The sequence below is a fragment of the Streptomyces sp. NPDC056883 genome, assembly GCF_042788835.1.
Taxonomy (GTDB): Bacteria; Actinomycetota; Actinomycetes; order Streptomycetales; family Streptomycetaceae; genus Streptomyces; species Streptomyces stoeckheimensis.
The window spans coordinates 19,595-45,416 of sequence record NZ_JBHUBS010000025.1; the positions used below are offsets into that span (position 1 = coordinate 19,595).

The following is a 25,822-nucleotide window of genomic DNA, read 5'->3' on the forward strand; positions in this document are numbered from 1 at the left end:
GAACTTCACGAAGTTCATGTGGACGACGGGACCTAAGGCCCCCGAACGACCCTCCGAGAGCCCCGTGGACCCCTACTGTCGACCCCTGCTGTTGACCCTCGACCTGGTCGAGGGACCAGTGTGCGGGGCGTGGAGAACGAGATGCGCAGTATCGGCGAGACCGCCGGCGACAGCGGCCTGAGCGTGAGTGCCCTGCGGTTCTACGACGGGGCCGGCGTGCTGGTGCCCGTCCTGGTCGACCCGGCGAGCGGGTACCGCTGGTACGGGCCCGAGCAGGTCGAGGAGGCCCGGCTGCTGGCCCGGCTCCGGCGGACCGGGATGCCCCTGGCGGACATCCGGCTCGTCCTGGCCGGCTGGGCCGGCCAGGACACCGATCTGGTGCGCGGCCTGCTCCGGGCGCACCTGCACCGGCTCGAACGGGGCCTGTCCGATGCACGCAGCGAGCTCTCCGCGGTCCGCGCACTACTCGAACGCAGGGAGAACCCCATGATCACGTCCATCGGCGCGTCCAACGGCGCGTCCGCGAGCACGCCCCGCGCCACCACCCCGACGGCCCGGCTCACCGTGTCCGGACCCGAGCTGGCCGCCGCCCTGGACGCGGTCCGGTTCGCCGTCTCCGCCGACCCCGAGCTGCCGGTCCTCGGCGGCATCCTGTTCGACATCGAGGGCGGGGCGCTGCGCGTGGTGGCCACCGACCGGTACCGCCTGGCCGTCGCGCGCGCCGGGGCCACCGGACACACCGGCCCCCGCCTGCAGCTCCTCGTACCCGCCCCGCTCGCGGACGCGATGCGGGCGCTGCTGAGCGAGGACGCACCGGTCCTGCTCACCGTGGACGGCGACCGCGTGGCCCTGGAGACGGAGACGGCGGACCGCCAGGCGGCCGGCCGCTGCCTGGGCCACGAGTTCCCCGACTACCGCCGCCTCGTCAGCCTGCCCGCGGGGCGCCGGGTCCTCGTCGACGTGCCGGCCTTGCGCGAGGCCCTGGAAACGGGTCCCGTCCGCCCGGCCGAACGCGAGCAGGACGGCGCGACCGGCGACGTCAGCGTGCTCAAGGTGACCGGCGCGGACGAGGTGTCGCAGGCGTCTCAGGCGTCGCAGGTGTCCCTCTGCGGCGACGAGGACGACGACCCGGCCAACGTCGGCCTGAACCGCGCGTTCCTGCTGGACGCCCTCGCCGCCGGGAACCGCGACCGGCTGGTCCTGGAGCTCGGCGCCCCCAAGGCCCCCGTGGTGGTCCGCCGCCCCGACGACGAGGAGACCTTCTCGCTCCTGATGCCGGTCCGGCTGGACGCGTAGGAGCCCGCGCACAGGACGGTGCCCCCGGCGGGATGGATCCGCCGGGGGCACCGTGCCGTGCGTGCGCGTGGGCCGTCAGGCGATGGACCAGGCGATTCCGTCGAGGATGTCGTGCTCCGAGACCACGACCTCCGAGGCGCCGACCCGCTCCATGATCGCCAGCAGGACCAGGGCGCCCGCGCCGATCACGTCGACCCGTCCCGGGTGCATCACCGGGATGGCCGCGCGCTCGGCGTGCGTCAGCGTCAGCATCCGCTCGCTGACCTCGCGGACCGTCTCGTACGGGATCCGGGAGTGGTGGATCCGCGACGAGTCGTACGCCTCCAGGCCCAGCGCGATCGCTGCGACCGTGGTCACCGACCCGGCCAGGCCCACCAGGGTGCGCGCCTCGGCCAGCGGAACCGTCTCGGAGGCCAGGTCCAGCCCGGCCTCGATGTCGGCCCGTATCGCGGCGATCTGCTCCGCGGTCGGCGGGTCGGTGACGACCCCGTCCACCGTCAGGTGGCGCTCGGTCATCCGGACACAGCCCACGTCGACGGAGCGGGCCGCCCGGACGTGTTCGGTGCCGACCACGAACTCCGTGGAGCCGCCGCCGATGTCCACCACCAGGAAGGGCCGCTCCAGGTCGGTGCGGCCGGTCAGCTCGCCGGTGGCACCGGTGAAGGAGAACTCGGCCTCCTGGTCCCCGCTGATCACCTCGGGCTCGACGCCCAGGATGTCCAGGACCCCCCGGACGAAGTCGTCGCGGTTCTCGGCGTCCCGGGAGGCCGAGGTCGCCACGAAGCGCACCCGCTCGGCGCCGAGCTCCTTGATGACCGCCGCGTACTCGCGGCAGGCCGCGAAGGTGCGCTCGAGCGCCTCCGGAGCCAGCCGGCCGGTCTTGTCGACGCCCTGGCCGAGCCGGACGACGATCATCCGGCGGTCCAGCTCGATCAGCTCGCCGGTGGCGGGGTCGAGGTCGGCGACGAGGAGCCGGATGGAGTTCGTACCGCAGTCGACGGCCGCGACGCGGGTCACGCGCCCGCCTCCGCCGCGGCGTCCCCTTCGGCCTTCTTCTCTTCGGCCTTCGTCTCCTCGGCCTTCGTCGCCTCGGCCTTCTTCTCCCCGCACGGGGTGACGCAGGCGCCCTTGGCCCACCACTCGGGCAGCATCGCCAGGGCCTCGTCGCCGAACGGGTTCACGCCCGGGCCCGCGGCCAGGGAGTGGCCGACCAGCACGTGCAGGCACTTCACCCGGTCCGGCATGCCGCCGGCGCTCGGGAAGCCCTGGAGCACCTCGATGGCGTCGCGGCGGGTGATGTAGTCCTCGTGCGCGGCCCGGTAGGCGGCGGCCAGCTCCGGGTCCACGGCGAGGCGGGCCTGCATCTCCTTCATCACGCCGTTGGCCTCCAGCGTGCCGATCGCACCGGCGGCCCGCGGGCAGGTCAAGTAGTACAGCGTCGGGAAGGGGGTGCCGTCGGGGAGCCGCGGGGCGGTCTCCACCACGTCCGGCTGCCCGCAGGGGCAGCGGTGCGCGATGGCGCGGAGCCCGCGCGGGGGGCGGCCGAGCTGCTGTTCGAACGCCTCGATGTCGGCGGCGGTCGGCTCGGTCCGGTCGGTCTGGGGCGGGGGCGTCTGCATGCCTGGAGGAAGTCTTTTCGTTCTCGTGGATGGGTGGGACTCAGTCGCCCGGGCGGTCGGCCTTGTCGACGCCGTCCCAGACGTTGGAGTACCAGGGCCGGTCGGTGGCGGCCTGTCCGCTGCGGCGCTGCTCTCCCGCGGCGGCTCCGGGGTCGGTCATGATGTAGCTGATCTCCCCCGGCCGGACGAAGTGCAGGTGCTTGCGCGCCTGCTGCTCGGCGTACGCGTTGTCCTGCCAGCGGGCCTTCTCGTCGCGCAGCCGTTCCAGCCGGTCCCGTGCGGAGACGGCGTCCTTCTGCTGCTTCGCGATCTCCGAGCGCTGGGAGACGTACTGGCGCATCGGATACGCGAGCGCGACGACCAGGGTACAGAGGACGAGGACGAGCAGGGCGGCCCGGCCGGTGAGCCGGCTGCGGCGGACCTGCCGGCGGGACTGCGAGCGGTACACGTGCGCCGCGGTCCGCTCACCGAGCTGCTTGAGCCTGGTCGCGGTCGAGAACGTGGCGAACCGGTCCCGGTTCCCGGCCATTGATCCGCCTCCCCTATATGCACACGACGCACTACGTCCCCGCACACGGTACGGGACCGAGTGCGGGGACGTAGGGAGGCTTGCGCCCTAAAGGACTGATCAGCCCTTGAAGCGCGGGAACGCGCTGCGGCCCGCGTACACCGCGGCGTCGTCGAGGATCTCCTCGATGCGCAGCAGCTGGTTGTACTTGGCGACGCGGTCCGAGCGGGCCGGGGCGCCGGTCTTGATCTGGCCGCAGTTCACGGCGACCGCGAGGTCGGCGATGGTGACGTCCTCGGTCTCACCGGAACGGTGCGACATCATGCACTTGAAGCCGTTGCGCTGGGCCATCTCGACGGCGTCCAGGGTCTCGGTCAGCGAACCGATCTGGTTCACCTTGACGAGCAGGGCGTTCGCCGAGCCCTCTTCGATGCCGCGGGCGAGACGCTCGGGGTTGGTGACGAAGAGGTCGTCGCCGACGATCTGGACCTTGGAGCCCAGACGGTCGGTGAGGGTCTTCCAGCCCTCCCAGTCGTCCTCGAACAGCGGGTCCTCGATGGAGACCAGCGGGTACGCCTCGACGAGCTCGGCGTAGTAGTCGGTCATCTCGGCGGCCGAGCGGGACTTGCCCTCGAACTCGTAGTTGCCGTCCTTGTAGAACTCGGACGCGGCGACGTCGAGCGCGAGCGCGATCTGGGTGCCCGGGACGTAGCCGGCCTGCTTGATGGCCTCGACGATGAGGTCGAGCGCGGCGCGGTTCGACTCGAGGTTCGGCGCGAAGCCGCCCTCGTCGCCCAGACCGGTGGAGAGGCCCTTGGTGTGCAGGACCTTCTTGAGGGTGTGGTAGACCTCGGCACCCCAGCGAAGGGCCTCGGAGAAGGACTCCGCGCCGATCGGGGCGATCATGAACTCCTGGATGTCGACGTTGGAGTCGGCGTGCGACCCACCGTTCAGGATGTTCATCATCGGAACGGGCAGCAGGTGCGCGTTCGGACCGCCGAGGTAGCGGAAGAGCGGGAGGTCGGAGGCCTCGGACGCGGCGTGCGCGACGGCGAGGGAGACACCGAGGATGGCGTTGGCGCCGAGGGAACCCTTGTTCTCGGTGGCGTCCAGGTCGATCATCGCCTGGTCGATCAGGCGCTGCTCGGTGGCGTCGTAGCCGACGAGCTCCGGGCCGAGCTGCTCGATGACGGCGAGGACCGCCTTCTCGACGCCCTTGCCCATGTAGCGGTTGGGGTCACCGTCGCGGAGCTCTACGGCTTCGAACGCTCCGGTGGAGGCGCCGGACGGGACTGCAGCACGGCCGGTGCTGCCATCGTCGAGGCCCACCTCGACCTCGACCGTGGGGTTGCCTCGGGAGTCCAGGATTTCCCGGGCTACGACGACGTCGATGGACGGCACGAGCATCTCCTTCTGGGATGTGACGCTGGGTGTGCGGTGGCATGTCAGGCCGTGGGATGGCCTTGCCGCTTAGAGCCTAACCGCCTCCGGGCACTCGGCCAGCCGACCGCCCGGGTCCTGGGACGAAAAAGGGCCTGAATGCCCCTCTTACAGGACATAGGGCCCTTGATCATCAGTGATTCGGAGGGTCCGTCAGGCCGGAAGCACCCGCACACAGCACCGCCCGGCGCGAAGGGGGTTGCGCGCCGGGCGGTGGATTTGCGTGGTGGAACTACGCGCCGGAACTACTGCGCGTCGCGAAAACGGCCGCGGCCGTTCTCAGAGCTTTCGACCGGGATTCAGCCGAGGTTCAGCTTCTGACCCGGGTAGATCAGGTCGGCGTCCGAGACGATGTCCTTGTTCAGCTCGAAGAGCTTCTCCCAGCCGCCGGACACCTTGTTCGCGTCGGCGATCGCACCCAGCGTGTCGCCGGACTTGACCTCGTAGGAGCCGTTGCCCGTCTTGGGGGCCTCGATCTTCGGCGCGGCAGCGGCGGCCGGACGCTCGGAGCGGGTGGTCGGAGCCTCGACGCGCTTGGACTCCTTCTTCGGCTCGGCCTTCTTCTCCTGCTTCGGCGCCGGCTTCGGCTGGGTCTTCGGCTTGGAGGGGGTCTCCGCCGAGCCACCGTTGTAGGAGGAGTTCGACAGGCCCACGCCACAGGACGGCCAGGCGCCCTTGCCCTGGCCCTTGAGGACCTTCTCGGCGATGGCTATCTGCTGCGACTTGGAGGCCTGGTTGGCCTGCGCGGCGTACGCCTTGCCGCCGTACGCGGCCCACGTGGAGGACGAGAACTGCAGGCCGCCGTAGTAGCCGTTGCCCGTGTTGATGGACCAGTTGCCACCGGACTCGCACGCGGCGACGCGGTCCCATTCACCGGCGGTCGCGGCGGAAGCGGTGCCCGCGGCCATCAGCGGCGCGGCCACGGCGACACCGGCGACACCGGCGAGCGTGACGATGCGGACGGCCTTGGAGCCGCGACGGTGCTTGCCCTTGCCCGAAAGCAGCATGGAGTTCTCCTCACCGACGCCTACGAGGTGAGCTGTCGGGTTCGGGCGAGTGAGTGCCCGGCCGAGCGACCTAGCGCTTGGCTTAACCCCTAGCCGGTTCCGTGACCGTCTCTCAACGGCCGGTTCCGGCGCCTACCTTGGTTCCCCCGCTCCTGCCTTCGGCGCTTTACGCGACGAGTGTTCCCTTCGTCCGCCGGCAGGATTCGGCGATGCGGTCGAAGGAGCCCGCGGTGGCGAGCGATTCAGAAGGTAGACAGGTCTCCCCCCGATGTTCAACGAGGGACATCGGGGGGAAACGGTGCCTACTTGCGCTCTCCGGAAGGACGTTTGCGCAGGTGAGGGCGGGGTTTGCGGAACCGTCCGGGCCGGACACGCCAGTTGACCTGAAGAGACACATGTCTCACTTACAGAAAACGGACAATCAGCTGGTTCCGGACGCCTTAAGTGCCCCTATTGATGCGTTAGATCCAGGTTCTGACCGGGCTTGATCAGGTCTGCATCTCCGCCGATGACCTGCTCGTTGGCCTCGTAGAGACCCTTCCAGCCGCCCTTCACTCCGTTGGCGTCCGCGATCGCGATGAGGCTGTCGCCTTCCTTCACGGTGTACGTCGGGTCCGACGCGGCATCAGGTGTGGCGGGCGTCTCGACCGCGGCCTGGCCGCGGTGCTTGCCGCTGCCCTCGGTCGCACCGGGGGTCGCCGGAGCGCTCGGGGAAGCGGAATCGCCGGGTGCGGCCGGAGCCGTCGGGGCCGCGGGATCAACCGGGTTGGCCGGAATGACCGGGTTCGCCGAATTGCCGGGGCTCACTGGATTGCCCGGGTTTATCGGGTTCGTGGCGTCCCCCGGACCCGACGGGGTCACGGGAGCCGTCGGGTCCACCGGCACGGTCGGGTCCACGGACGGCGGTGCCGGAGTCGTGGGGTCCACCGGGGTGATGGGGCCCACCGGGGCAGTGGGGTCCAGGGGGTTCGTGGGGGCCGTCGGGTCGCCCGGGAGGCCGGGAGGCGGCGTCTGGAGGTCCGGCGCGGGCATGACGGGCAGTTCGCCGGGCACGCCGATCGGATAGTCGGGCAGCGGCGTCTCCGACGGGGCCGCCGGAGACGGGCTGTTCGGCGTCGGCGCACCGAAGTCCGTGGACGGCTTGCCCGAGCCGGTGTGGGGCACGGAGTCGTCCGGGCGGGACGGGGCGGGGGCGGCGGATCCGGAACCGCTGGGCAGACCCGGGTCGACCACGGCGGCGGGCGCGTCCTGCGTCAGACCGGCCGGCACGCCGCACAGCGGCCATGCCTGGGGGCCCTGGGAAGCCAGGACCCGTTCGGCCACGGCGATCTGCTGGGAGCGGCTGGCGAGGTCGGCGCGCTCGGCGAAGTCGAGCCCGCCCGCGTTCTTCCACTGCTCCTGGCTGAACTGCAGCCCGCCGTAGGTGCCGCCGCCGAAGTTGGCACTCCACGTGCCACCGCTCTCGCACTCGGCGACCTTGTCCCATGTGGAGGTCTCCGCGGCGCTCGCGCCGGTGGCCGCGAGCAGCGGCAGGGCGAGTGCGGTGCCGGTGACTCCGGCGGTGACGACAAGTGCGGGCACTTGTCGGGGGCGTCTGTGGCGGCCGTTCCCGGAACGCATGAGGCTGCACCTTTCGCATAACGGCGGGGTAACGGCAGAACCTAGCGGCCTTCGAACGCCTGTCACAAGTTTGGGCAGCCAACTGACTTCAGGTCAGGCCGGTTTCAGGTGTTTTGGGCGATGGATTCGGCCGAGAAGCGGACCGGCAGCGTCCGCAGCCCCCGCATGATGAGCCCACCACGCCAGCGCAGCTCCCCGGGGTCCACGGCCAGCTCCAGATCGGGAAGCCGCGTCAGCAGGGTCGCGAGCGCGGTCTGCCCTTCGAGCCGGGCGAGCGGGGCGCCCAGGCAGTAGTGGATGCCGTGCCCGTATCCGAGGTGCTGGTTGTCGGTCCGGGAGAGGTCCAGGGTGTCCGGCTCGTCGAACCGTTCGGGGTCCCGGTCGGCAGCCGCCAGGACCACCAGCACCGGATCCCCGGCCGCGATGTCCTGGCCGCCGAGGGCGAAGGGTTCGGTGGCGAACCGCCAGGTGGCCAGCTCCACGGGGCCGTCGTAGCGCAGCAGCTCCTCCACGCCGGTGGCCAGCAGCCCGCTCTCGCCGGCGGCGAGGGAGAGCTGGAGGCGTTCGCGCTGCTCCGGGTTCATGAAGAGGGAGTGGATCCCGTTGCCGATGAGGTTGACCGTGGTTTCGAACCCCGCGAACAAGAGGATGAAGGCCATCGCGGTGGCCTCGGCCTCCGTCAGGTGGTCACCGTGGTCGCTGGCCCGGATCAGATCGGAGATCAGGTCGTCGCCGAGGTCGTCGCGCTTGCGGTGGATGAGCTCCCCGAGATAGGTGCGCATCTGCTTCACCGACCGGGCCACCCCGCCGCGCGGCCCGCCGCCGTGCCGGATCATCATGCCCGCCCAGTCGCGGAAGTCGTCCTGGTCCTCTCGCGGTACACCGAGCATCTCGCAGATGGCGTAGATGGGGAGCGGGAAGGCGAACTCGTGGATGAGGTCGGCCTCCCCCTTCTCACAGAACTGGTCGATGAGGTGGTCGGTCAGTTCCTGCACCCTCGGAGTGAACTCGGCGACCCTGCGCGGGGTGAACGCCTTCGACACCAGCCGGCGCAGCCGGGTGTGGTCCGGCGGGTCGATGTTGAGGAGGTGGGTCATCAGCTCCGCCTTGCGCTCCCCGGGGATCCCGGTCCGGCCCTTGGCGTGCGCGGAGCCCTCGTGGTGGGCCGGGTTCTTGCTGAGCCGCTGGTCGGCGAGGGCCTGGCGGGCGTCGGAGTACCGGGTGACGAGCCAGGCCTCGACCCCGCTGGGGAGCGTGGTGCGGTGCACGGGCGCGTGCTCGCGCAGCCAGGCGTACGCCGGGTACGGGTCGGTCGCGAACTCCCAGTCGAACAGGGTCGGCGGTGGGGCGGAGCCGTCTGCGGCGTCTGCGGATCCGCCCGTGGACCCGTCCACGGACTGGTCGGCGGCGGGCTCTTCGGGGACTGCGGGGGTCTGCTCGTGCACCCGGAGACCGTATCCCGCCCCCCACCCGTCACCCCATATGGGTCGGTTGTCGCGGCTGTCCGTAGATCGGCTCTGGCTTGACCTCACCTTCCCCGGCGTTCCTACTTTCGGTTTTGTGGATGTGAGGATCTTGAAAAGCAGCTTCGCGGTGGTGGAGAGACGGGCCGAGCACGCGGTCAAGTTCTTCTACTCCCACCTCTTCTGGCACAACCCCGGAGTCCGTGATCTCTTCCCGGCCTCCTTCGAAGACATGGAGCGACAGCGAGACCGGCTCTTCGCCGCGCTCACCCATGTGATCGCCCACCTGGAGAACGAGACGCTCGTCCCCTATCTGCGCGACCTCGGCCGCGACCACCGCAAGTTCCTGGCGGGGCCCGAGCACTACGCGGCCGTGGGCACCAGCCTCATCGCCGCGCTCGCCGAGGCCTCCGGGTCCGCCTGGCACCCCCAGGCCGAAAAGGCCTGGTCAGAGGCATATCAGGTGATCGCTGACGCCATGATGGCCGGCGCCGCCGCCAGCGACGATCCGCCCTGGTGGGACGCGGAAGTCGTACGCCACCTGCTGTACGGGGAGGACATCGGCGTCCTCACCCTCCGCCCGCACGCGCACTTCCCCCATCTCCCCGGCCAGTACACGAGCGTGAGCAGCGACCGGGTGCCGACCACCTGGCGCACGTACTCCCTGGGGAACGCCCCCCGCGCCGACGGGACGCTCGACCTGCACATCAGCCGGATCGAGGGCGGCCGCCTCAGCACCGCGCTGATCCGTGAGACGCAGCCCGGAGACGTGCTGCGGCTCGGCGCGGCCGGCGGACAGATGACCTTCCGCCGCGAGGACCGCCCGGTCAGCTTCATAGCCGCCGGCACCGGCTGGGCACCGGTCCGCGCCATGCTGGAGGACCTGGCGGAACACCCTCCCGATCAGGACGTGCGGCTCTTCGTGGTCGCACGGGACGCCGCGCACCTCTACGACCGCCCGCTCATCGACGCGTACGCGGGCTCCCTGGGCTGGCTGAGCGTCACCTACATCACCCCCGCCCCCGGCCAGCACCGCAACCAGGCCACCGGCCGGCTGGCGACCGCGCTCAGCAACCGCGGGCTCTGGCCCGACCAGGACGTCTACCTGAGCGGTCCGCCGCAGTTCATCCGGGAGACCTCGTACCTCCTGGAGGAGCTCGGCGCGCGCGCCGACCGGATTTTCTACGACTCCGTACCTGCCAGTGGCAAGAGCCAGGACGACGGAAGCCGCCCGATGGGCTTCGGCGAGTGGTTCCTGAACCGCCCCGACCCGCACTGGCACAACCCGTCCGGCCGCGCGCCCAGAGAGTACTGAGAACAGCGCTGTCTGACGCAGTCGCGGGACATCCCGCAGCTGAGGGCTACTCGCCGACGCCCTCGGCCGCACGGATCGCGTCCCGGTAGGTCCGGGCCGCAGCGCGCAGCGCGGTCTCGGGGTCGGTCCCCGCCGCCTCGGCGCGCGCCGCCAGCTCCAGCAGTTCGTACCCGACGCCCTCTCCGCGGGGCAGTTCCACGGGCACCGCCCCCGCGCGGGCGCGGCCCGCCAGCTTGGACGCGAGCGCGAGACCGGGCTGGCCGAGCGGGATCCCGTCGGTCACCGACTCCCGCTGCTTCTCCACCTGCTTGGTGCGCTGCCAGTGTGCGTGCACGTCCTCCGGGGTTTTGGCCGTGGCGTCGCCGAAGACGTGCGGGTGCCGGTGGATCAGCTTCTCGACGAGGGCCCCGGCCACGTCGTCGATGGAGAACGGCTCGTCCTCTTCACCGGGACCGCCCTCCTCCGCGATGCGCGCGTGGAAGACCACCTGGAGCAGGACGTCCCCGAGTTCCTCGCGCAGTTCCTCGCGGTCCCCGGCCTCGATGGCCTCGACCAGCTCGTAGGCCTCTTCGATGGCGTACTTCGCCAGCCCCTCGTGGGTCTGCTCCGAGGTCCAGGGGCATTCGCGCCGGACCCGGTCCATGACCTGGACGAGGTCGAGCAGGCGTGCGCCGGGCAGGTCGTACGAGCCCGGGAGCAGCTCCAGGTCCGGTACGGCGACCCGGCCGGAGCCGGCGAACCGGGCCAGGCCGTCGGTGAGCCGCCGGTCTCCCTCACCGCTGAGCAGGACGACGACCGTGTGCCCGCCGGCGCACTCCTCGATCAGCGCCTGGGCGTCGGGGGCCTCCAGGGTGACCTCGACGCCCGCCTCGCGCAGGTAGGGGAGCTGGACGTGTGCCGGGTCGGCGCACAGCACCCGGTCGGCGGTCTGCAGGGTCTGCCAGGCAGGCCAGGACAGCACGCCGGGGGCCACCCGGTGGCTCGTGGTCAGCAGCACGATGCGGCCGGTGGGCTCGGAGGACACGTCGTCAGTCACCCTCCGAACCTACCTCCCCCGGGAGGCGGCCTAGGCGCCGGTGGGGGGCTGCTCGGGGCGGGTGACCTGGGTGATCCACGGGGTGGAGTGCTCGCCGAGGGTGACCCGCTGGGGGTCCCAGACGCCGTACCGCGGGTTGACCTCGATGCCGAGCCCGGCCGCGGCCTTCGCGGCGGGTTCGGCGAGCTTGCCCTCGCCGAACTTGGCGTTCAGCTTCTCGAAGAGCACCTGGTCGCGCACCCAGCGCTCGATCTGGTCGGGGGCGACGGCGGCCTTCTGCAGGATCGCCTCCTCGAAGGCGGCGGCCCCGCGGTTGCCCTCGTCGTAGGCCTTGCGGGCGTCCTGGAGCTCCTTGGGGGTGACGGTGATCCCGGCGTCCTTCGCCATCCGGTCGAGGATCCGGCTCTGCAGCATCGTGCTGAGCTTGACCCGGTCGAGCTGGGGGACGGCCGCGATGAGCTCGGCCGCGTGTTCGGAGCGGTTCTGCGCGGTGCGGACGTCGTTCACCTGGGCCTGGAGCGCGGAGGTGGTGATCCGTTCGCCGCCGATCACGGCCGCGGTGCCGGGGCGGGCTTCGCCCGAGCACGCGGACAGCAGAGGGGCCGCCAGGAGCAGGGCGGCGGAAACGGAGAGCGCTGTGCGACGGTGCAAAGGAGCCTCCAGGGCCGGGAGATTGTGCTTCGGTGCACAAGGGCCGTGCGGTGATCGATGTTATGCAGTCGAGGTGATCAGAGCCACTGGTTCGACCAACGATTCCGGGGGTGTTGGGGTTCGCGTCCACCGATGGCCACCCTTCGGCCCACCGGGGGTGCCAGGGTCGGCCCACCATGTCGACACCGCACCGCTCCCCGCGCCGCCCCGGTCTGCTCGGCTCGGCGCTCGCCGCCCTGGTCACGGTGGTGGCCGTGGGTGCCGGAGACGCCGTGGCGCGCGTCTTCCCGTACGGGCCCCGCCACCGCAGCATCAACGACCTCGGCAATCAGTTCGTGCCCTACCACGCGCACCTGTGGGACCTGCTGCACGGACGCGCCGGGGGCGGGCTGCTGCTGAACTGGCAGTCCGGCTACGGCACCAGCTTCCTGCCCGACTTCGGGACCTACCTGACCAGCCCGTTCGCGGTCCTGGTCGGGCTGTTCCCGCGGCAGGACATCGACCTCGCGGTGTACGTGGTCACCGTGCTCAAGACGGCGGCCGCGGCGGCGGCGATGGCCTGGCTGCTGCGCACCCAGCGGCGCGGGCCGGTGTGGGCGGCGGGGCTGCTCGGGGCCTCGTACGCGCTGTGCGGCTGGTCGGTGATCGAGGCCTCGTACAACCCGATGTGGCTGGACGGGATGATCGCCTTCCCGCTCCTGTGTCTGACGGGTGAGTGGGCGCTGCGCTCGCGCCGGCCGGCGGCGGCCGTCGTGGTGGTGGCGCTCTGCTGGACGGCGAACTTCTACACCGCCTACATGGCGACGCTGGGCGCGGTCCTGGTGCTGCTGGTCCGGCTGCTCCTCACCCGGGAGGGTTCGAAGGATCGGCTACGGGTCCTCGCGCGGGCGGCCCTGACCACCGTCCTGGGCGTCGCCCTGTCGATGCCGGTGCTGCTGCCCCTCTTCCTCAGCTCGAAGCAGGCCTACCCGGGGTGGTTCAAGCCCTTCGTGCCGGTGGCGACCGAGGATCTGCTGGCCCGGCTGCTGCCCGCCACCTACTCCTTCTCCTCCCCCGCTCTCTTCGTCGGCACCGGGACCCTGCTGCTCGTGGCGGCCCTGCCCTTCCACCGGGCCGTGCCGGGGCGGGAGCGGCTGGTGTGGACGGGGCTCGTCCTGCTGGTGCTGCTGTCCTTCCAGTGGATGCCGACGCACCTGGCCTGGCACCTCTTCGCGACGCCCAACGGCAGCCCCTACCGGCAGACCTTCGTGCTGGCCGGGATCGTGGTGATGGCCGCCTGGGCGGGGCTGTCGGCCGGCCCGCCCCGGCCGTGGGCGCTCGCGGGCGGTGCGGCGGTGCTGGCGGCCGTCCTGCTCGCGGCGAGCGGGAGCCGGCTCGCGACCCCGTGGGGGCTCGCCCTCTTCGGCGGCGGCCTGGCCCTGGCGGGCGCCGCCTGGTGGGCGCTGCGCCACCGGCGCCTGGTGCTGCCGGCGGCGGCCGTCCTGGCGCTGGTCCTGCTGGCGCAGGCGGCGGCGACCACCGCCCACGGGGAACGGGGCAAACTGGCGGGCCTGGACGACTACCCGGTGTGGGGGGCGGCGCACACCGCGCGGGCCGATGCGCTGAAGGGCGCCGAGGGCTGGCCCGCGTACCGCACGGACGCCGGGCGGCCCGCGCTGACCGGCAACGACCCGATGCTGCTGGGCGGGGAGGGCGGCGCGTACTACAGCAGCCACACCCCGGACCTGTTCACGCGGACGATGGTGGCCCTCGGGGCGGGCTGGACCTCGCGCGGCCGCAACGTGCAGAGCCTCGACAACCCGGTGACGGACGCCGTGTTCTCCGTCGGCGCCCGGCTGCGGCCGGACGGCACGGTCGCGCGGGCCGAGGTCCCGCCGCTGGTCACCGTCCGCCCGCCGGGGCCCGAGCCGGTCTTCGGCCCGTCCCCCTTCGCCAACCAGGAGCTCCTGCTGGGCGCCCGGGTGTACGAGGATCCGCTCTCCCCCGGGGTCTGCCGGGCGGGGACGGAGGCCTTCCTGTCGGCGCCGGAGTACAACGGGACGGCCCGCCTCGCGGACGGACCGGCCTTCCGGCTGAACGCCAACCCGCCGCGCAACAGGGCCGCCCTGCAGCCGATGGGCGTCTCGCACGGCCCGCCCTCGCAACTGGTCTTCGACGCCCCCGCCCCGGCGCACTGGCAGCTGTCCTGCCTGGACCGCCCCCGCCTGGAGGCGGCGGTGGCGCAGCTGCGCGCCACGGCGGCGACCTCGATCCGGGTCACCTCCGCGGGCGTCCGCGCGGAGCTCCCGCCGGGCAGCACGGGCACGGCGGTCCTCTCCGTCCCCGCGATCGCAGGCTGGACCTGCAACGACCGCCCGGCGGCCGACCGCCTGGGCCTGGTCGCCATCCCCTTGAACGGCCACACCACGACGGTGACCTGCACCTTCCGCCCCCCGGGCCTGACGCCGGGCCTGGCGGCCGCAGGTACGGGCCTGACGGGGCTGGTGCTCCTGCTGACCCTGCTGCGCAGGACCGGCAGCAGAGCACCAAAGGCCGTGCGGCGCCCGGCCCACTGAGGGTGGCCGGGCCAGAGACGGCAAAGGACCGCGACACCCTCCCGGGGTCTCGCGGTCCTTCTCTGCACTCTCCCTGCCGTCAGAGGGTCTGGAACGGCTTTGCATCGCTCCATTCCCAGAACAACTTCTGGGCTGCGCGCTGTTCGGCCATGAATGCCAGCATCAGGGCCGGATCGCGATCATCCGGAATGTTCACGGCAACGTGCCGGTCACCGCTCCACTCCAGGACGAATCCCTCGGTCTCTGCGATCGAGTTCACCCGTCCGGTGATCCCGGATACTTCCGCGTCCGTCAGGCCCGGCACGATCAGGGCGCGCAAGGTTCGGTGCCCACCTCGCGCCGCCACCTCCACCAACATGTCGTCCGCGTCGAGCCGCACGATGTCGAACAAGGAGATCCCGTAGATACGGAACGGAATGCACTGCATCACGAAGAGACCGTCTTCGCGATGTCCGAGCCAAATCTGCTCCCATTGATCCGGGAATCCGAAGGGTGCAAGATCCGCCATGGCGATGCGCTGCCGATCGGACATGATCGCGGGGTCGTCATGAACAATGTATTGCTTGGGCACCAAATCACCGTACTTCCAGAGGACTGAGCGCAGCATAGAGGGGCCGGACGCCCCGACATCCATCGGGGCGTCCGGCGTTGCGTGGCTAAGGAACCTTGTACGGAGTCAGACCGTACGTCGTCGCCCAGCCGGTTCTCATATTCACGGGCCACCACGGTGGTGGCCAATCTCCCTTGTAGTTCCCCGGAGGTGTCTTCGGTGCGACGCGCTCACGCTTCGAACTATTGCACCGCTTACACGCGGGAATCGTGTTCGCGTCGGTCAGGTCTCCGCCGTTGATCCTTGCCTCGACGTGGTCGATCGCCTGGGCCGGATTCACGCGGCAGTACGAGCAAATCGGCGGAGTGGAACCCGGAGTGGCATTTACTCCCACGTCGTAGGAACCGAGCAGGGCTGCCGGGATGGTCTCTCCCGCCCCTTGGCCGCCCGACGAACCAGCCGGGATGTCGTACACGTCGTGCCGGCCGTTGATCGTGCACGCGATGGGCGTGTTGATGTTGTGGACGAGGACTGCGGTGTCCTCGCCCGCCATCACGTGGTACGTGTGCAGACCTTCGACGCTCAGGTCGTAGGTCACCCGCTCCGCGGTGTACGCACGGGTGTCGACGACCTCGACCGGGACGCCGTCGCCGTCCTGCAGCTTCTGGCCTGCCTTGAGGTCTCCAGCCTGGATCCAGGTGTTGGTGGTGGCCTCGTAGAACTGGTGATGCTTGGTGGTCTGGATCGTCTTCGGACCGGACTGCGTGGCGACGACGACGTCGACGTATTCGCGGTCGGTCTTGGTGACGATCACGTCCTTGACGCGATGCTTCTCCTTCTCCTTCTTGCCCGGCTCTGCCGTCAGGACGTAGTCGCCGACCTTGACCTCTGAGATCGGCTTGGTCGTTCCGTTGGCCATCAGCACGCCGGTGAGCCCGGTGAAACTGTGCCGGGTGGGGCAGCCCGACTGGCTCTGCCCGCCCGAGGGGCCGTCCTCCTGCCCTCGCTTCTGCTTCGGACCGAACCGGCCCGCCGCAGCGCCGAAGACGCCGCCCGTAGCCGCGCCCAAGGCCGTGGCCGTGGCCGCGCCGCCGACGCTGCAGCCCTCCTTGCTGTTGACGCAGGAGATGCCGTAGCCGACCGCGCCTTCCGCGGCACCACCCGCGGCGCCCATGGCAGCGCCCTGGAGCGCCTTCCCTCCGACGCCCGCGAGCAGACGGCTCACCGCACCGGAGGCGAGACCGCCGGCCGCGCCGCCGAGTGCTCCGGTCAGAGCGCCCACGCCGACCGCCATGGCGAAGCCGCCCAGCGTCTTCGGACCGTCGCTCATCATGTAGCCGACGCCATTGGCCGCCGCGCCCGCGAGGGCCGCGCAGCCGATCGCGCCTACACCTGCCGTGATGGCGGTGCAGCCGGCGAAGACCGCGACACCGACCGCCACCGAGGCGATGGTCGAAGCGTGCTGCTTGACGAAGTTGGCTGTGGCCTTGGCTGCCTTCTTGACGGCCGTGCCGACCTTCTTGGCTGCCTTGACCACCTTCTTCGCCACGTGCTTGACGGCCTTGGCGACCTTGCGGACCTGCTTCTTGACGTGCTTGACGACCTTGTGGACGACCTTCTTTACGGCCTTGTACGTCCGTTTGACGTATCTCTTGACCTTCCGGACGCTGTCGTTGACGTAGCGCACGGTCTTCTTGACCGCCCGGTACGTCCGGTAGACGGTCTTCTTGACCGCTGCCTTGACCTGCCTCGCGGCCTGCTTGACCACCACGGCGACGTGCTGAACGGTGGCGACCGTCGCGTGCCAGGCCGTCGAGACGGTCTGCGTGACCTTCGCCGCGACCTTCTTGACCGCCTTCTTCGCCCACTCGAACCAGTGACCCGTCGGGTCCACGCCCGTCATCGGGTTGTCGTTCGCGTACGCGTACTTGTTCGCGTTGACCGAAGCCGGCAGCGCGCTCTGGTCGGCCGTGTCACGGCTGTTGAACTGGCCGGTCTGCGGCGAGTACCACCGCGCGGCCATGTTGACCTTGGCGGTCTGCGGGTCGGTCCAGCCCGACTGGTATCCCAGCTGGCCAACCATGCCCTGGGTCGAGAGGACCTTGCCGAACGGCGAGTACGTCGTCGAACCGGTCAGTGCCTCGCCCGTGGCGGTGAACTGCCCCACCACGTCGTCGTGCAGGTCCGTCAGCGCCAGAACCGCCGACAGGCCCGACTTCACTCCGAGCAGCGAACCGTCCGCGTCCCGGCTGTAGGTCGTCGACCCGTCCGAGGCGACGTCGTTGCCGGCGCCGCTGTACTGGAACTGGAACAGCGGACCCGAGGTCGGGTCGCTCGCACTCAGCACGCGGTCGAGGCCGTCGTACGCGTAGGTACGGTCGCCCTCGTTGATCACGCGGTTGAAGGCGTCGGCCTTGATCGAGGTCGTCCTGCCGCCCTCGTCCGTCACCGAGCTCATCGTGCCGCGCGTGGTGTACGCGTACGTGCTGTGGCCGTCCGAGGTGAGACGGTTGCGGGCGTCGTACGTGTACGTGTCGCCGCCGACGCGCGTGCGGTTGCCCGAAGCGTCGTAGCCGTAGGCCTCCGTCGCGGTCCCGTTGTTCCAGGAGGACAGACGGTTCGCCCAGTCGTACGTGTAGGTGTTCGCGGAGGAACCCGCGAGACCTGCCGTCGTCTTCGACGTCTCGTTGCCGTTCTCGTCCCAGCCGTAGGTGATGGACGACAGCTGCGCGCCCGAGGGCGAGGTCAGCTTGTCGTTCGTGACCCGCTGCAGGGCGTCGTACGTGTACGAGCGCTTCGCCTTGCCGGCGCCGTAGTCGATCGACGTGACGCTGCTGTTGACGTTGTAGCCGTAGGTCAGCGTGCTGCCCGTGGCACCGTCGTTGACCGTCTTCAATCGGCCGGCGGTGTCGTAGCCGAAGCTCGACGTGCCGGACGCGTCCGTCCGGGAGGTCATCGCCCCGTCGCCGTTCCAGGCGAAGGAGGACGCACCCGAGGGACCCGCCGCGGACAGCAGCAGACCGCGGTCGTCATAGGCGAAGGTGTTCTTGTCCTCGCCGGTGCCCGCGACGGCCGTGACCCGGTCGTCGGCGTCGTAGTCGTAGGTGCGGGAGACCGTGGTGGCTTCCGCGCCCGTGCCGGCCTGGGTGATCAGCCGGCCCTTGACGTCGTACTCGTTGGTGGCGACCACACCACCCGGGGAGCGCTGCTCCTTGGGACGTCCCGCGCCGTCGTACACCGTGGTGAAGGTGCGGTCCGCCGCGTTCGGGTGGGTCGGGGTGGAGGGCTCGATGACCGATTCCGGCAGCCCCCACGTGTTGTAGGTGGTCAGGAAGGGGTTGCCCCGCCCGTCGGTGAAACGCGTCCGGTGGCCCGCGGCGTCGTAGCCGAAGGTCGTGGTGATCGACTCGGTCGCCGAGACCGGCTGGACCACCTTGGTGATCAGGCCGCTCGCGTCGTTGGTGAAGGTGCTGGTGTGGCCGCGGTAGTCGGTGATCGACTGCGGACGACCCGCACGGTCGTACGCGGAGCTGCTGGTGCGCAGCACCGCTCCGTTCGTGTCCAGGTCGCTCGTCGTGGTGAGCTGGCCGAACCCGTCGTACGTGTTCTTGGTGCTGGTGCCGTCCGGGTCCGTCGAAGTGAGGACCTGGCCGTCCATGTTGTAGGTGAAGGTGGACTTGGCACCGGCGGCGTCGGTCGCCTCCGTGACCTCACCCACGTTGTTGTACTTGTAGGACTGCGTGACGCCGGTCGGGCTCACGGTCCGGGACAGGTTGCCGCCCGGGGCGTCGTACTCGTTGATCGCCGTGAACGCGCGCTGCGTCGGCTGGCGGACGATGTCCGTGCTGGTGAGTGGACGCTCCATGAAGTCCCAGGTGGTCTCCTGCCTGGCGCCGTTCGGCCGGGTGGCCGACAGCTGGTCGCCGTTGGTGTCGTAGACGTACTTCGTCGTACCGCCGCCCGGGTCCGTGACCGAGGCCAGGTCGCCGAGCTGGGTGTACGTGTAGGTCCTGCGGGCGCCCAAGGAGTCGACCTCCGCCGTGACCTGGCCGAGCTTGTTGTACTCGTTCCAGCTCGTGGCCGTGATCGGGGTCGAGGCTCCCGGTGCGGTGTAGTTCGGCGAGGTCGTCGAGGATTCCTGGCCCTCGGCGTCGTACGCGGTGACCACGACGTTGCCGAGCGGGTCCGAGGACTCGGTCGGCTCGCCGAAGGTGTTGTAGCCGGTCATCGAAACGGGACGGACGGAGACCGGGGTCCCGCCGTTCTGCTCCGTGTTGACGGTCGGCTCGGTGACCGTGGTCTGCTGGCCCGCCTCGTCGTAGCCGTAGTCGGTGGTGCTGCCGTTGGCATCGGTCATCGACAGCGGCAGACCGCGCTGGTCCAGCTTCCAGGAGTTGGTGCGGACGGAGCTGCCCGCTGCCGGGAACGTGCCGCCCTTGACCCCGGAGACCTGGGAGGCGCTCAGGGCCTCCTGGTAGACCTGGGCGTCGCTGAGGGCGCCCTTGTGGTACTCGCCGTAGGTCCCGCCGCCCTTGCGGCGGCCGATCTGGACCGGGCCGTTGGCCGCCCAGGAACTGCTGTAGTCGGTCTCCTGGGCGAGTGCGCCGTTGACGTACAGCCGGATCTTCCCGGCTGCCGCGTCGTAGACGCCGGCCAGGTGGGTCCAGGCTCCGGCGGTCACCGCGGCGGTGCCGGAGGAGGCGCGGACGATGGTGGCTCCGGCCTCGTCCTTCGAGAGCCGGTTGAAGGTCCAGCCGTACGCGGTGGAGTAGTACAGCTGGAAGGAGCTGCCGTAGGCACCGTCCTGGGCCAGGAACGAGTGGTTCGCGGCCGTGTCGTCCATGCGGACCCAGGTCGCGGCCGTGAAGCTGCCGTTGGTGTTGACCACCGGCCCCGCCGTCTTGCCGTAGCTTGCCGACGTGCCGTCGAAGACCGCCGCACCACCGTGCTCGGTGGAGCGGGTGACCGTGCCGGTCAGAGTGGCCTTGGCGGATCCGCCGGAGGAGTCGGCGGCTGTGGTGCCGCTCGCCTCGTCGAGCTTCCAGCGGGCCACGGGAGCGGTCGTCCCGTCGTGGGCGGTGTTCCCGGTGACGTTGCCGAGCTGGTCGTACAGGGTGTCCTTCGTGCTGACGTCACCCGTCGCCGGGTCCGTCTCCGTCTCCGTCACGACGTTGTCGTCCGGGTCGTAGGAGACGTTCGTCGTCCGGGCGAGCCCGGCCGGGTCCAGTACGGACTTCGTCGTGCGGTCGGCCGCGTCCACCGTGAAGGCGGTCGTGGTCTTGCCGTCGTTGGTCACCTGCTGGATGAGGTTTCCGGCGGCGTCGTAGGTGTTGGCCTGCTGGGTGAAGGACTTGCCGGTCTGCGGGTCCTTGCGGACCACGGTGGCCGACAGGCCGTCGTCGGTGTAGGTGTACGCCGTCACCCAGCCCATCGAGTCGGTGATCGACGCGAGGCGGCCGGCGGGGTCGTAGGCCCGCGACTCCTGGACCAGGGTGCTCGGCGACGACGGGTTGTTCGGGTCGCCGACGTGGTTCAGGAGGCTGGTGGTGAGCGGGCGGTTCTCGCCGTCGAAGGTGTAGGTGTTGACGTTCCCCGCGGGGTCCGTCTCCTTGACCTTGTTGCCGTAGCCGTCGTACTCGAACGACGTGGTGTCGCCGCCCGGGTCCGTGCGGCCCGCGAGACGGTTGTACGGGTCGTACGTCATGGTCGTCGTACGCGCCGCGTCGCCGCCGGTGACGTCCGAGACCGTCTGGGACAGGATGTTGCCGTCCGCGTCGAACCCGGTGGTCGTCCTGGCCTGGTGCACCGCACCGGTGACCCGGTTGGTGACCGCGGGGCCGGTTTCGGTGACGACCTGGTCGTTCTTGTCGTACGTCTGCGACGTGACGAGACCGGCCGGGTTCGCGTCGGATATCTCGGTCCGGGTCAGCTGCCGGCCGAGGTTGTCGTACGTGACCTTCGCCTTGGCGCCGTTGGCATCGGTGATCTCCGCGAGGTCACCGTTGGCGAAGTAGCTGTACGAGGTCTTCTTGCCGCCGGCCGTCGTCACCTGGTTGACCAGGCCGGCCGGTGTCACGGCGGCGCCGCCCTCGGCCGCCGGGGTGGTGGCCGTGGTGTAGGTGGTGCTGGCCGTGCGGCCGTTCGGGAAACCGGGCACCGGCGGGGTGGTCACCGCGGTGAGCTTGCCGCCCGTGTCGTAGGCGTAGCTGGTGAGATAGGTGTTGTCCGTCGGGCCCGAGGAACGGCCGTCGCGCTCGGTGAGGAGCAGGTCGTTGCGCAGGTCCATCGGCGGGAACGCCGTGGTGGCGTCCGGGTAGTAGCTGTAGTAGGACGTCGAGCACTTGTTGGCGGCCGTGTCCTGGCAGACGGTCTGGGAGACCGTGTTGCCGCGGATGTCGTGGCCGGTGACGCTGCGGTTGCCGTTGGCGTCGGTCACGGTGTGCAGGAAGCCCGCCGTGTCGTAGCCGTACGTGGTCCGCTTGCCGTCGGTGCCGACGGTGGCGAGCATGCGGTTGCCCAGCTCGGCGTCGTACACGTAGGTCAGCGTCTTGTCGGTGGGGTCGGTCAGTGTGACCGTACGCACCGGGGCGACGCCCGAGGACGCCTTGTACGCGGACCAGTGCTGCCCGACCTCGGCGTCGCTCAGGCCCTTGGCGTGGACGGCGACCTCGGCGATGGAGCCGTTGAAGAAGCTGACGTCGGCCGGGGAGCTGTACCACTTGCTGAAGCCGGCGCCGATGAAGGTCCGGTTCGTGCGCTGGTCGTCCGGTGCGCCGGTGCAGGAGCCCTGCTTGGCGCCGTCGAGGTAGAGCGTCTGCGTGGTGCCGGTGGCCGAGAGGACCGCGTGGTGCCAGGCGTTGTCGGTGACGGTCGCCGTGGAGGCGACGTTCGCATTGCCGTTGCAGGTGGCGGTCCACCAGTGGCCGCGCAGCTTGTTGTCCGCGCCGACGTAGAGCAGGTCGCTCCAGTCGCCGCCGACGCCGGTCGGATCGTTGGGCGCCTTGGACTGGTCGCTCATGATGACGCCGGGCTTGGTGGTCTTGAACCACAGCTCGACCGAGCGGTCCGCCTTCGTGTGCAGCGGCCCGTAGGGCACTTCCACGAAGGAGCTGGTGCCGTTGAACTGCGCCGCGCTCACGTCACCGGCACCGAACGGTCCCGCCACGCCCTGCGTGACGGTGTTGTACGTGCCGAAGCCGGTGTGCAGCTCGTTGGCCGCCTGCGCCGCGCCCTGCGTGTCGTCCAGCCGCCAGTAGCCGCCGGGGGCGGAGCCCATCACGGCCGAGCGGTAGACCTGCGAGGAGCCGGTGACGGTGGCCGGGTTGAGCTTCCAGGTGCCGCCGTTGCCGTCGGTGGCCTGCTGGACCAGGTCGTCGGTGGTGCCGTAGGTGACCGACGCCTGGGTCTTGCTGCCCGGCGTGGTGATCTTCTGCAGCAGACCGGCGGACCGCTTGGCGGCCTGGTACTGCGCCCCGATGACCTCGGGGGTGAGCGGCTCGGTGTAGATCGCGGCCTCGGCCAGCTGGCCGGAGAAGTGGCCGAGCTGGTCGCTCGCGTTCATCGCGGGCCAGCCGCGGTTGTTCACGCCCGCGCCCAGTGCGATGTACGGGGTGTTCCAGTCCTTGATCTGGCCGGTCTTGGTGCCCTGCGAGACGCCGTCCAGGTAGAGGGTCTGGATGGTGCCCGCACCGGTGAGGGTCGCCTGGTGCCACTGTCCGTCGTTGACGGAGGCGGCCGAGGTGATCGTCGTGGTGCAGGAGCCGGTGGCCAGGCAGCCGCGCAGCTTGCCGTCGGTGCCCACGTAGAGCGCCGGGGTGTTGTACCAGGTGTTGGGCACCGGGTCGGTGATGCTCAGCGGCTTGTCACCGTAGTAGAAGAGGACGCCGCCGGCCTGCGTGGTCTTGAACCACAGCGAGATCGTCGTGTACGAGGGCGTGGCGCCGGGGGCGCTCGGCATCTCGACGTACGACGTGGTGCCGTTGAACGTGGCCGTCTTCTGGGTGGAACCGGCCAGCAGGCCGCTGCTGCCCAGGGTCACGTTGCGGTAGAGGGCGTTGTACTTGCCCTGGTTGGTGTCGACCGTGTCCTTGGTGACGGTCGCGCCCGAGGCCTCGCCGAGCCGCCAGTACGCGTACGGGTCGGCGTCGAGCACCGTCGTGCGGTGGTGGTTGCCGGTGGCGTACGTGTACTGCGTGCACTTGGACCAGTCCGCGGGCGGGCACACCGTGGCGAGCTGGTCGCCCGTGTAGGTGTACTTCCACGTCTGGGCGGTGTTCGGGTCGATCAGCACCGACGGGTCGGTGTACACGGTGTCCACGTGCGGGACGGTGGCGCCGGCCGGAGTGGCCCAGGTCAGCCCCAGCGAACGGCCGGCGGTGGTGTTGCTGATCTTCGTCAGCTGCTTGGACGCGTTGTACGTGAACGTCTCGGCGCGGCCGGCGAAGTCCACGATGCCGGATATCGCGTAGACGCCGGTCTTCGCGGTCGCCTGCGTGAAGGAGTAGGCCGTGAAGTCCTTGTCGGTCAGCTTGTAGCCGCCGCTGACCGTCTCCAGGCGCGCGTAGCGGCCCAGCGGGGGTACGAAGGTGCCGTCGGTGTTGCGGCCGAAGGCGACCTGCTCACCGCCCGGGTAGGTGATCACGACGCTGGTGACCGTACCGGCGCCGTCCTTGGTCTCGGCCGCCTTCATGTCGACGACCGTGGACCAGCCGGCACCGAAGGCGCTGTCGATCCGCGGGTCGATGCTGTTGTACGAGCGGTCGATCTGGAGCGACGGGCCGACGACGGGTACGTCCGCGTCGGTGTCGTCGGTGGTGTAGTTGCCGTCCGACGGGTCGAACTCGTGGCCGTCGTTGTTCTGGGCCAGGCGCGAGGTGACGGGCGGCTGCGGCACCGCGGTGGAGAAGCGGCTCGCCGAGTACATCACCGAGTCGTATCCGTCGGTGACGCTCACGTACCAGTTGTAGTTCTTGCTCCAGCTGAGCTTGCCCGCGGGGACCTTCCACGCACGGTCGGCCGTGAGGCCGGACGTGGCGACGGCGGTCGTGCTCGTGCTGTCGGCGTCGTACACCTCGAAGGAGTACGACAGCGCCCCCGGCCAGTTGTCGGCGTCGCTCGCGTTGACGAGCAGCTCCGGCTGGAGGGTGTGCGCCTGGAAGTTCTCCGGCGGGTACTGGGCGTCGACCTGCGGCTTGGTGTTGGGCGAGTAGGTCAGGTCCAGGGCGGGGCGCCAGGCGGCGGTCGCCGAGTTGTCGGAGTGGAACTTCTTCCAGTGCAGCGCGTCGCCGGTCGGCGCGGTCAGCGCCAGGCCGTAGTTGGCTCCGCCGAGGGCCACCTGGTCGAACCAGGCGGTCTGGAGCGTCACCGGCATCTTCACGCCGACGTTGGTGGCGCCGGTGGTGTTGGTGCAGGACGCGCCCGGCGCGGGAGTGGTCGACCCGATGGCCGCGCCGAAGCTCGGACCCGGGTAGCTCGTGACGCCGGAGGGGGTCCACGACTGCGTGATGTGGTTGACGGAGAACGATTCCGGGGTGCAGGTCGAGGACCAGAGCGCGTACACGTTCAGGGTGGCGGCGGTGACCCGCTGCCCGGCGAGCGTGCTGCCCAGCGAGGAGAACTGCAGGAAGGAGTTCGCCTTGTTGGTGCCGGAGTCGTACGAGCCGACCTTGATCTGGTTCTCGGTGGAGTGGTCACCGGCGATCGTGTTCTGGCTGTACGTGGAGTTGCTGGAGGTGACGGTCGGGTCGACGGTCACCGGGTAGACCCGCTCGGGGGCGTCCAGCCAGGCGCGGTCCGCGGTCATCCGCAGCGCCTGCTTGCCGTCCACGGTGGTCAGCTCGTAGGTGACGGCCCGGGACTGCGCGGCGTCGCCTGAGCGCGGGTCGATCTTGGAGTCTTCCATGAACGCGTGCGGGATGGTGGCGGTCACCTTGCCCTCGGCGTCGGTGAACTCCACGTCGCCGTCGGCAGCGATCCGCGGCGTCAGTCCCTTGCCGTCCAGGAGGAAGGTCCAGGAGTTCGCCGCCTTCGCGGAGCGCAGGACGAGGTTCTCCTTGAAGCCCTCGCTCAGCGGCACCAGCTGTACGTCGGTGTCGGGCAGCACTCCGGCGTAGGTCGCGGTGCCGTTGGCCGCCACGGTGGGCGCGGCCTTCGCGGCGCCGCTCAGGGCGTACGCGAGGGAACGGCCCGAGCCGAAGTCGATGGAGGCCAGCTGCTGGTCGGCGGCGTTCGGAGCGAACTCGACGTCGAGCGAGTTGGAACGCTCCTGGAGCCGGCCGTCCGTGTCCGCGACCAGCGCGGTGTCGATCTGCTTCCAGGTTCCGTCGTCGGCCTTGAAGTTGGCGCGGCCGGCGAAGTGACGGACGGTGGTGGAGCCGTCGGCGTTGACGTAGTGGTCCGACGTGGCCGTGGACTTCTTGGCGTCCCGCTTGCTGGTCCGGGCGTCGAAGCTGTTGGCCGTCGCCTTGGCCGTGCCGGTCGTGGCCGTGCCGGGCTCATCGGTGAACCGCTTGTACGAATCGAGTTCGCCCTTGCCCTTGCCGGGCGCACGGCCGGCGCCGCCGTCGGCGCTGGTGGCGTCGGCCGAGGCCTTGTGGTCCTTGCCCCGGGCCGTACCGCCCTGCTGGTCGGGGGTGTCCAGCGGGGACTTGGTGGCCCAGCCGATCAGGCTGGAAAGGGACAGTCGGGGCATGCTCAGCGCCGGCAGCGTGGCGCCACTGGCCGCCGCCGTCTCGGTGGTCAGCATGCAGGTGAAGAAAATCAG

At 70.3% G+C, this 25,822-nt stretch carries 14 protein-coding genes and 1 riboswitch; of the genes, 3 read left to right on the forward strand and 11 right to left on the reverse strand.

Annotated features, from left to right (window positions below; translation table 11 throughout):
- The first annotated feature begins 141 nt into the window (after positions 1-141).
- Positions 142-1,296, forward strand: a complete 1,155-nt coding sequence (locus ACFRU2_RS37735; protein WP_382980807.1) for a MerR family transcriptional regulator — start codon at positions 142-144, stop codon at positions 1,294-1,296.
- A gap of 75 nt (positions 1,297-1,371) precedes the next feature.
- On the opposite strand, the gene ACFRU2_RS37740 is transcribed toward ACFRU2_RS37735, so the two are convergent.
- The 7 genes from ACFRU2_RS37740 to ACFRU2_RS37770 all read right to left on the reverse strand — a co-directional run bounded on the left by ACFRU2_RS37740 (position 1,372) and on the right by ACFRU2_RS37770 (position 8,884).
- Positions 1,372-2,313 (reverse strand): exopolyphosphatase, encoded by a 942-nt coding sequence (locus ACFRU2_RS37740; RefSeq protein WP_382980809.1) that lies wholly within the window; start codon positions 2,311-2,313, stop codon positions 1,372-1,374.
- Positions 2,310-2,915, reverse strand: a complete 606-nt coding sequence (locus ACFRU2_RS37745) for a DUF501 domain-containing protein (RefSeq protein ID WP_382980811.1) — start codon at positions 2,913-2,915, stop codon at positions 2,310-2,312. The genes ACFRU2_RS37740 and ACFRU2_RS37745 overlap by 4 nt, the downstream gene beginning before the upstream one ends.
- 40 nt (positions 2,916-2,955) lie before the next feature.
- Positions 2,956-3,444, reverse strand: a complete 489-nt coding sequence (locus ACFRU2_RS37750; RefSeq protein WP_250737322.1) for a septum formation initiator family protein — start codon at positions 3,442-3,444, stop codon at positions 2,956-2,958.
- 99 nt (positions 3,445-3,543) lie between these two features.
- The gene (eno, locus tag ACFRU2_RS37755) at positions 3,544-4,830 is read right to left on the reverse strand and encodes a phosphopyruvate hydratase (RefSeq protein ID WP_382980813.1); all 1,287 of its coding nucleotides are present in this window, start codon (positions 4,828-4,830) and stop codon (positions 3,544-3,546) included.
- 332 nt (positions 4,831-5,162) lie between these two features.
- Positions 5,163-5,870: a transglycosylase family protein gene (locus tag ACFRU2_RS37760; RefSeq protein ID WP_382980815.1), complete on the reverse strand. Its 708-nt coding sequence runs from the start codon at positions 5,868-5,870 to the stop codon at positions 5,163-5,165.
- Between the two features lie 2 nt (positions 5,871-5,872).
- Positions 5,873-6,044, reverse strand: a riboswitch (cyclic di-AMP (ydaO/yuaA leader).
- 276 nt (positions 6,045-6,320) lie between these two features.
- Complete coding sequence (locus ACFRU2_RS37765; RefSeq protein WP_382980817.1) at positions 6,321-7,451, reverse strand: transglycosylase family protein; 1,131 nt, start codon at positions 7,449-7,451, stop codon at positions 6,321-6,323.
- A gap of 143 nt (positions 7,452-7,594) precedes the next feature.
- Positions 7,595-8,884 (reverse strand): cytochrome P450, encoded by a 1,290-nt coding sequence (locus tag ACFRU2_RS37770; protein ID WP_382980883.1) that lies wholly within the window; start codon positions 8,882-8,884, stop codon positions 7,595-7,597.
- Positions 8,885-9,083: 199 nt separating this feature from the next.
- On the opposite strand from ACFRU2_RS37770, the gene ACFRU2_RS37775 reads away from it, so the two are divergent.
- Positions 9,084-10,268, forward strand: a complete 1,185-nt coding sequence (locus tag ACFRU2_RS37775) for a globin domain-containing protein (RefSeq protein ID WP_382980819.1) — start codon at positions 9,084-9,086, stop codon at positions 10,266-10,268.
- A gap of 46 nt (positions 10,269-10,314) precedes the next feature.
- On the opposite strand, the gene ACFRU2_RS37780 is transcribed toward ACFRU2_RS37775, so the two are convergent.
- Complete coding sequence (locus ACFRU2_RS37780; protein WP_382980821.1) at positions 10,315-11,304, reverse strand: nucleoside triphosphate pyrophosphohydrolase; 990 nt, start codon at positions 11,302-11,304, stop codon at positions 10,315-10,317.
- A 30-nt stretch (positions 11,305-11,334) separates the two neighbouring features.
- Positions 11,335-11,955, reverse strand: coding sequence for a SurA N-terminal domain-containing protein (locus ACFRU2_RS37785; protein WP_382980823.1), 621 nt, complete (start codon positions 11,953-11,955; stop codon positions 11,335-11,337).
- A gap of 176 nt (positions 11,956-12,131) precedes the next feature.
- Here ACFRU2_RS37785 and ACFRU2_RS37790 point away from each other — a divergent pair, with 176 nt between their 5' ends.
- Positions 12,132-14,510, forward strand: coding sequence for a YfhO family protein (locus ACFRU2_RS37790; protein WP_382980825.1), 2,379 nt, complete (start codon positions 12,132-12,134; stop codon positions 14,508-14,510).
- A 79-nt stretch (positions 14,511-14,589) separates the two neighbouring features.
- On the opposite strand, the gene ACFRU2_RS37795 is transcribed toward ACFRU2_RS37790, so the two are convergent.
- Entirely contained in the window at positions 14,590-15,081 is a 492-nt protein-coding gene (locus ACFRU2_RS37795; RefSeq protein ID WP_382980827.1) for a DUF4265 domain-containing protein, read from the reverse strand.
- Between the two features lie 85 nt (positions 15,082-15,166).
- Complete coding sequence (locus ACFRU2_RS37800; protein ID WP_382980829.1) at positions 15,167-25,804, reverse strand: LamG-like jellyroll fold domain-containing protein; 10,638 nt, start codon at positions 25,802-25,804, stop codon at positions 15,167-15,169.
- Positions 25,805-25,822: the final 18 nt, after the last annotated feature.

Excerpts from the sequence above, each read along its gene's own strand:
- ACFRU2_RS37735 (WP_382980807.1), top strand. The coding sequence starts at position 142 with ATGCGCAGTATCGGCGAGACCGCCGGCGACAGCGGCCTGAGCGTGAGT.
- ACFRU2_RS37745 (WP_382980811.1), bottom strand. The coding sequence starts at position 2,915 with ATGCAGACGCCCCCGCCCCAGACCGACCGGACCGAGCCGACCGCCGCC.
- ACFRU2_RS37750 (WP_250737322.1), bottom strand. The coding sequence starts at position 3,444 with ATGGCCGGGAACCGGGACCGGTTCGCCACGTTCTCGACCGCGACCAGG.
- eno (WP_382980813.1), bottom strand. The coding sequence starts at position 4,830 with ATGCTCGTGCCGTCCATCGACGTCGTCGTAGCCCGGGAAATCCTGGAC.
- ACFRU2_RS37760 (WP_382980815.1), bottom strand. The coding sequence starts at position 5,870 with ATGCTGCTTTCGGGCAAGGGCAAGCACCGTCGCGGCTCCAAGGCCGTC.
- ACFRU2_RS37790 (WP_382980825.1), top strand. The coding sequence starts at position 12,132 with ATGTCGACACCGCACCGCTCCCCGCGCCGCCCCGGTCTGCTCGGCTCG.
- ACFRU2_RS37800 (WP_382980829.1), bottom strand. The coding sequence starts at position 25,804 with ATGCTGACCACCGAGACGGCGGCGGCCAGTGGCGCCACGCTGCCGGCG.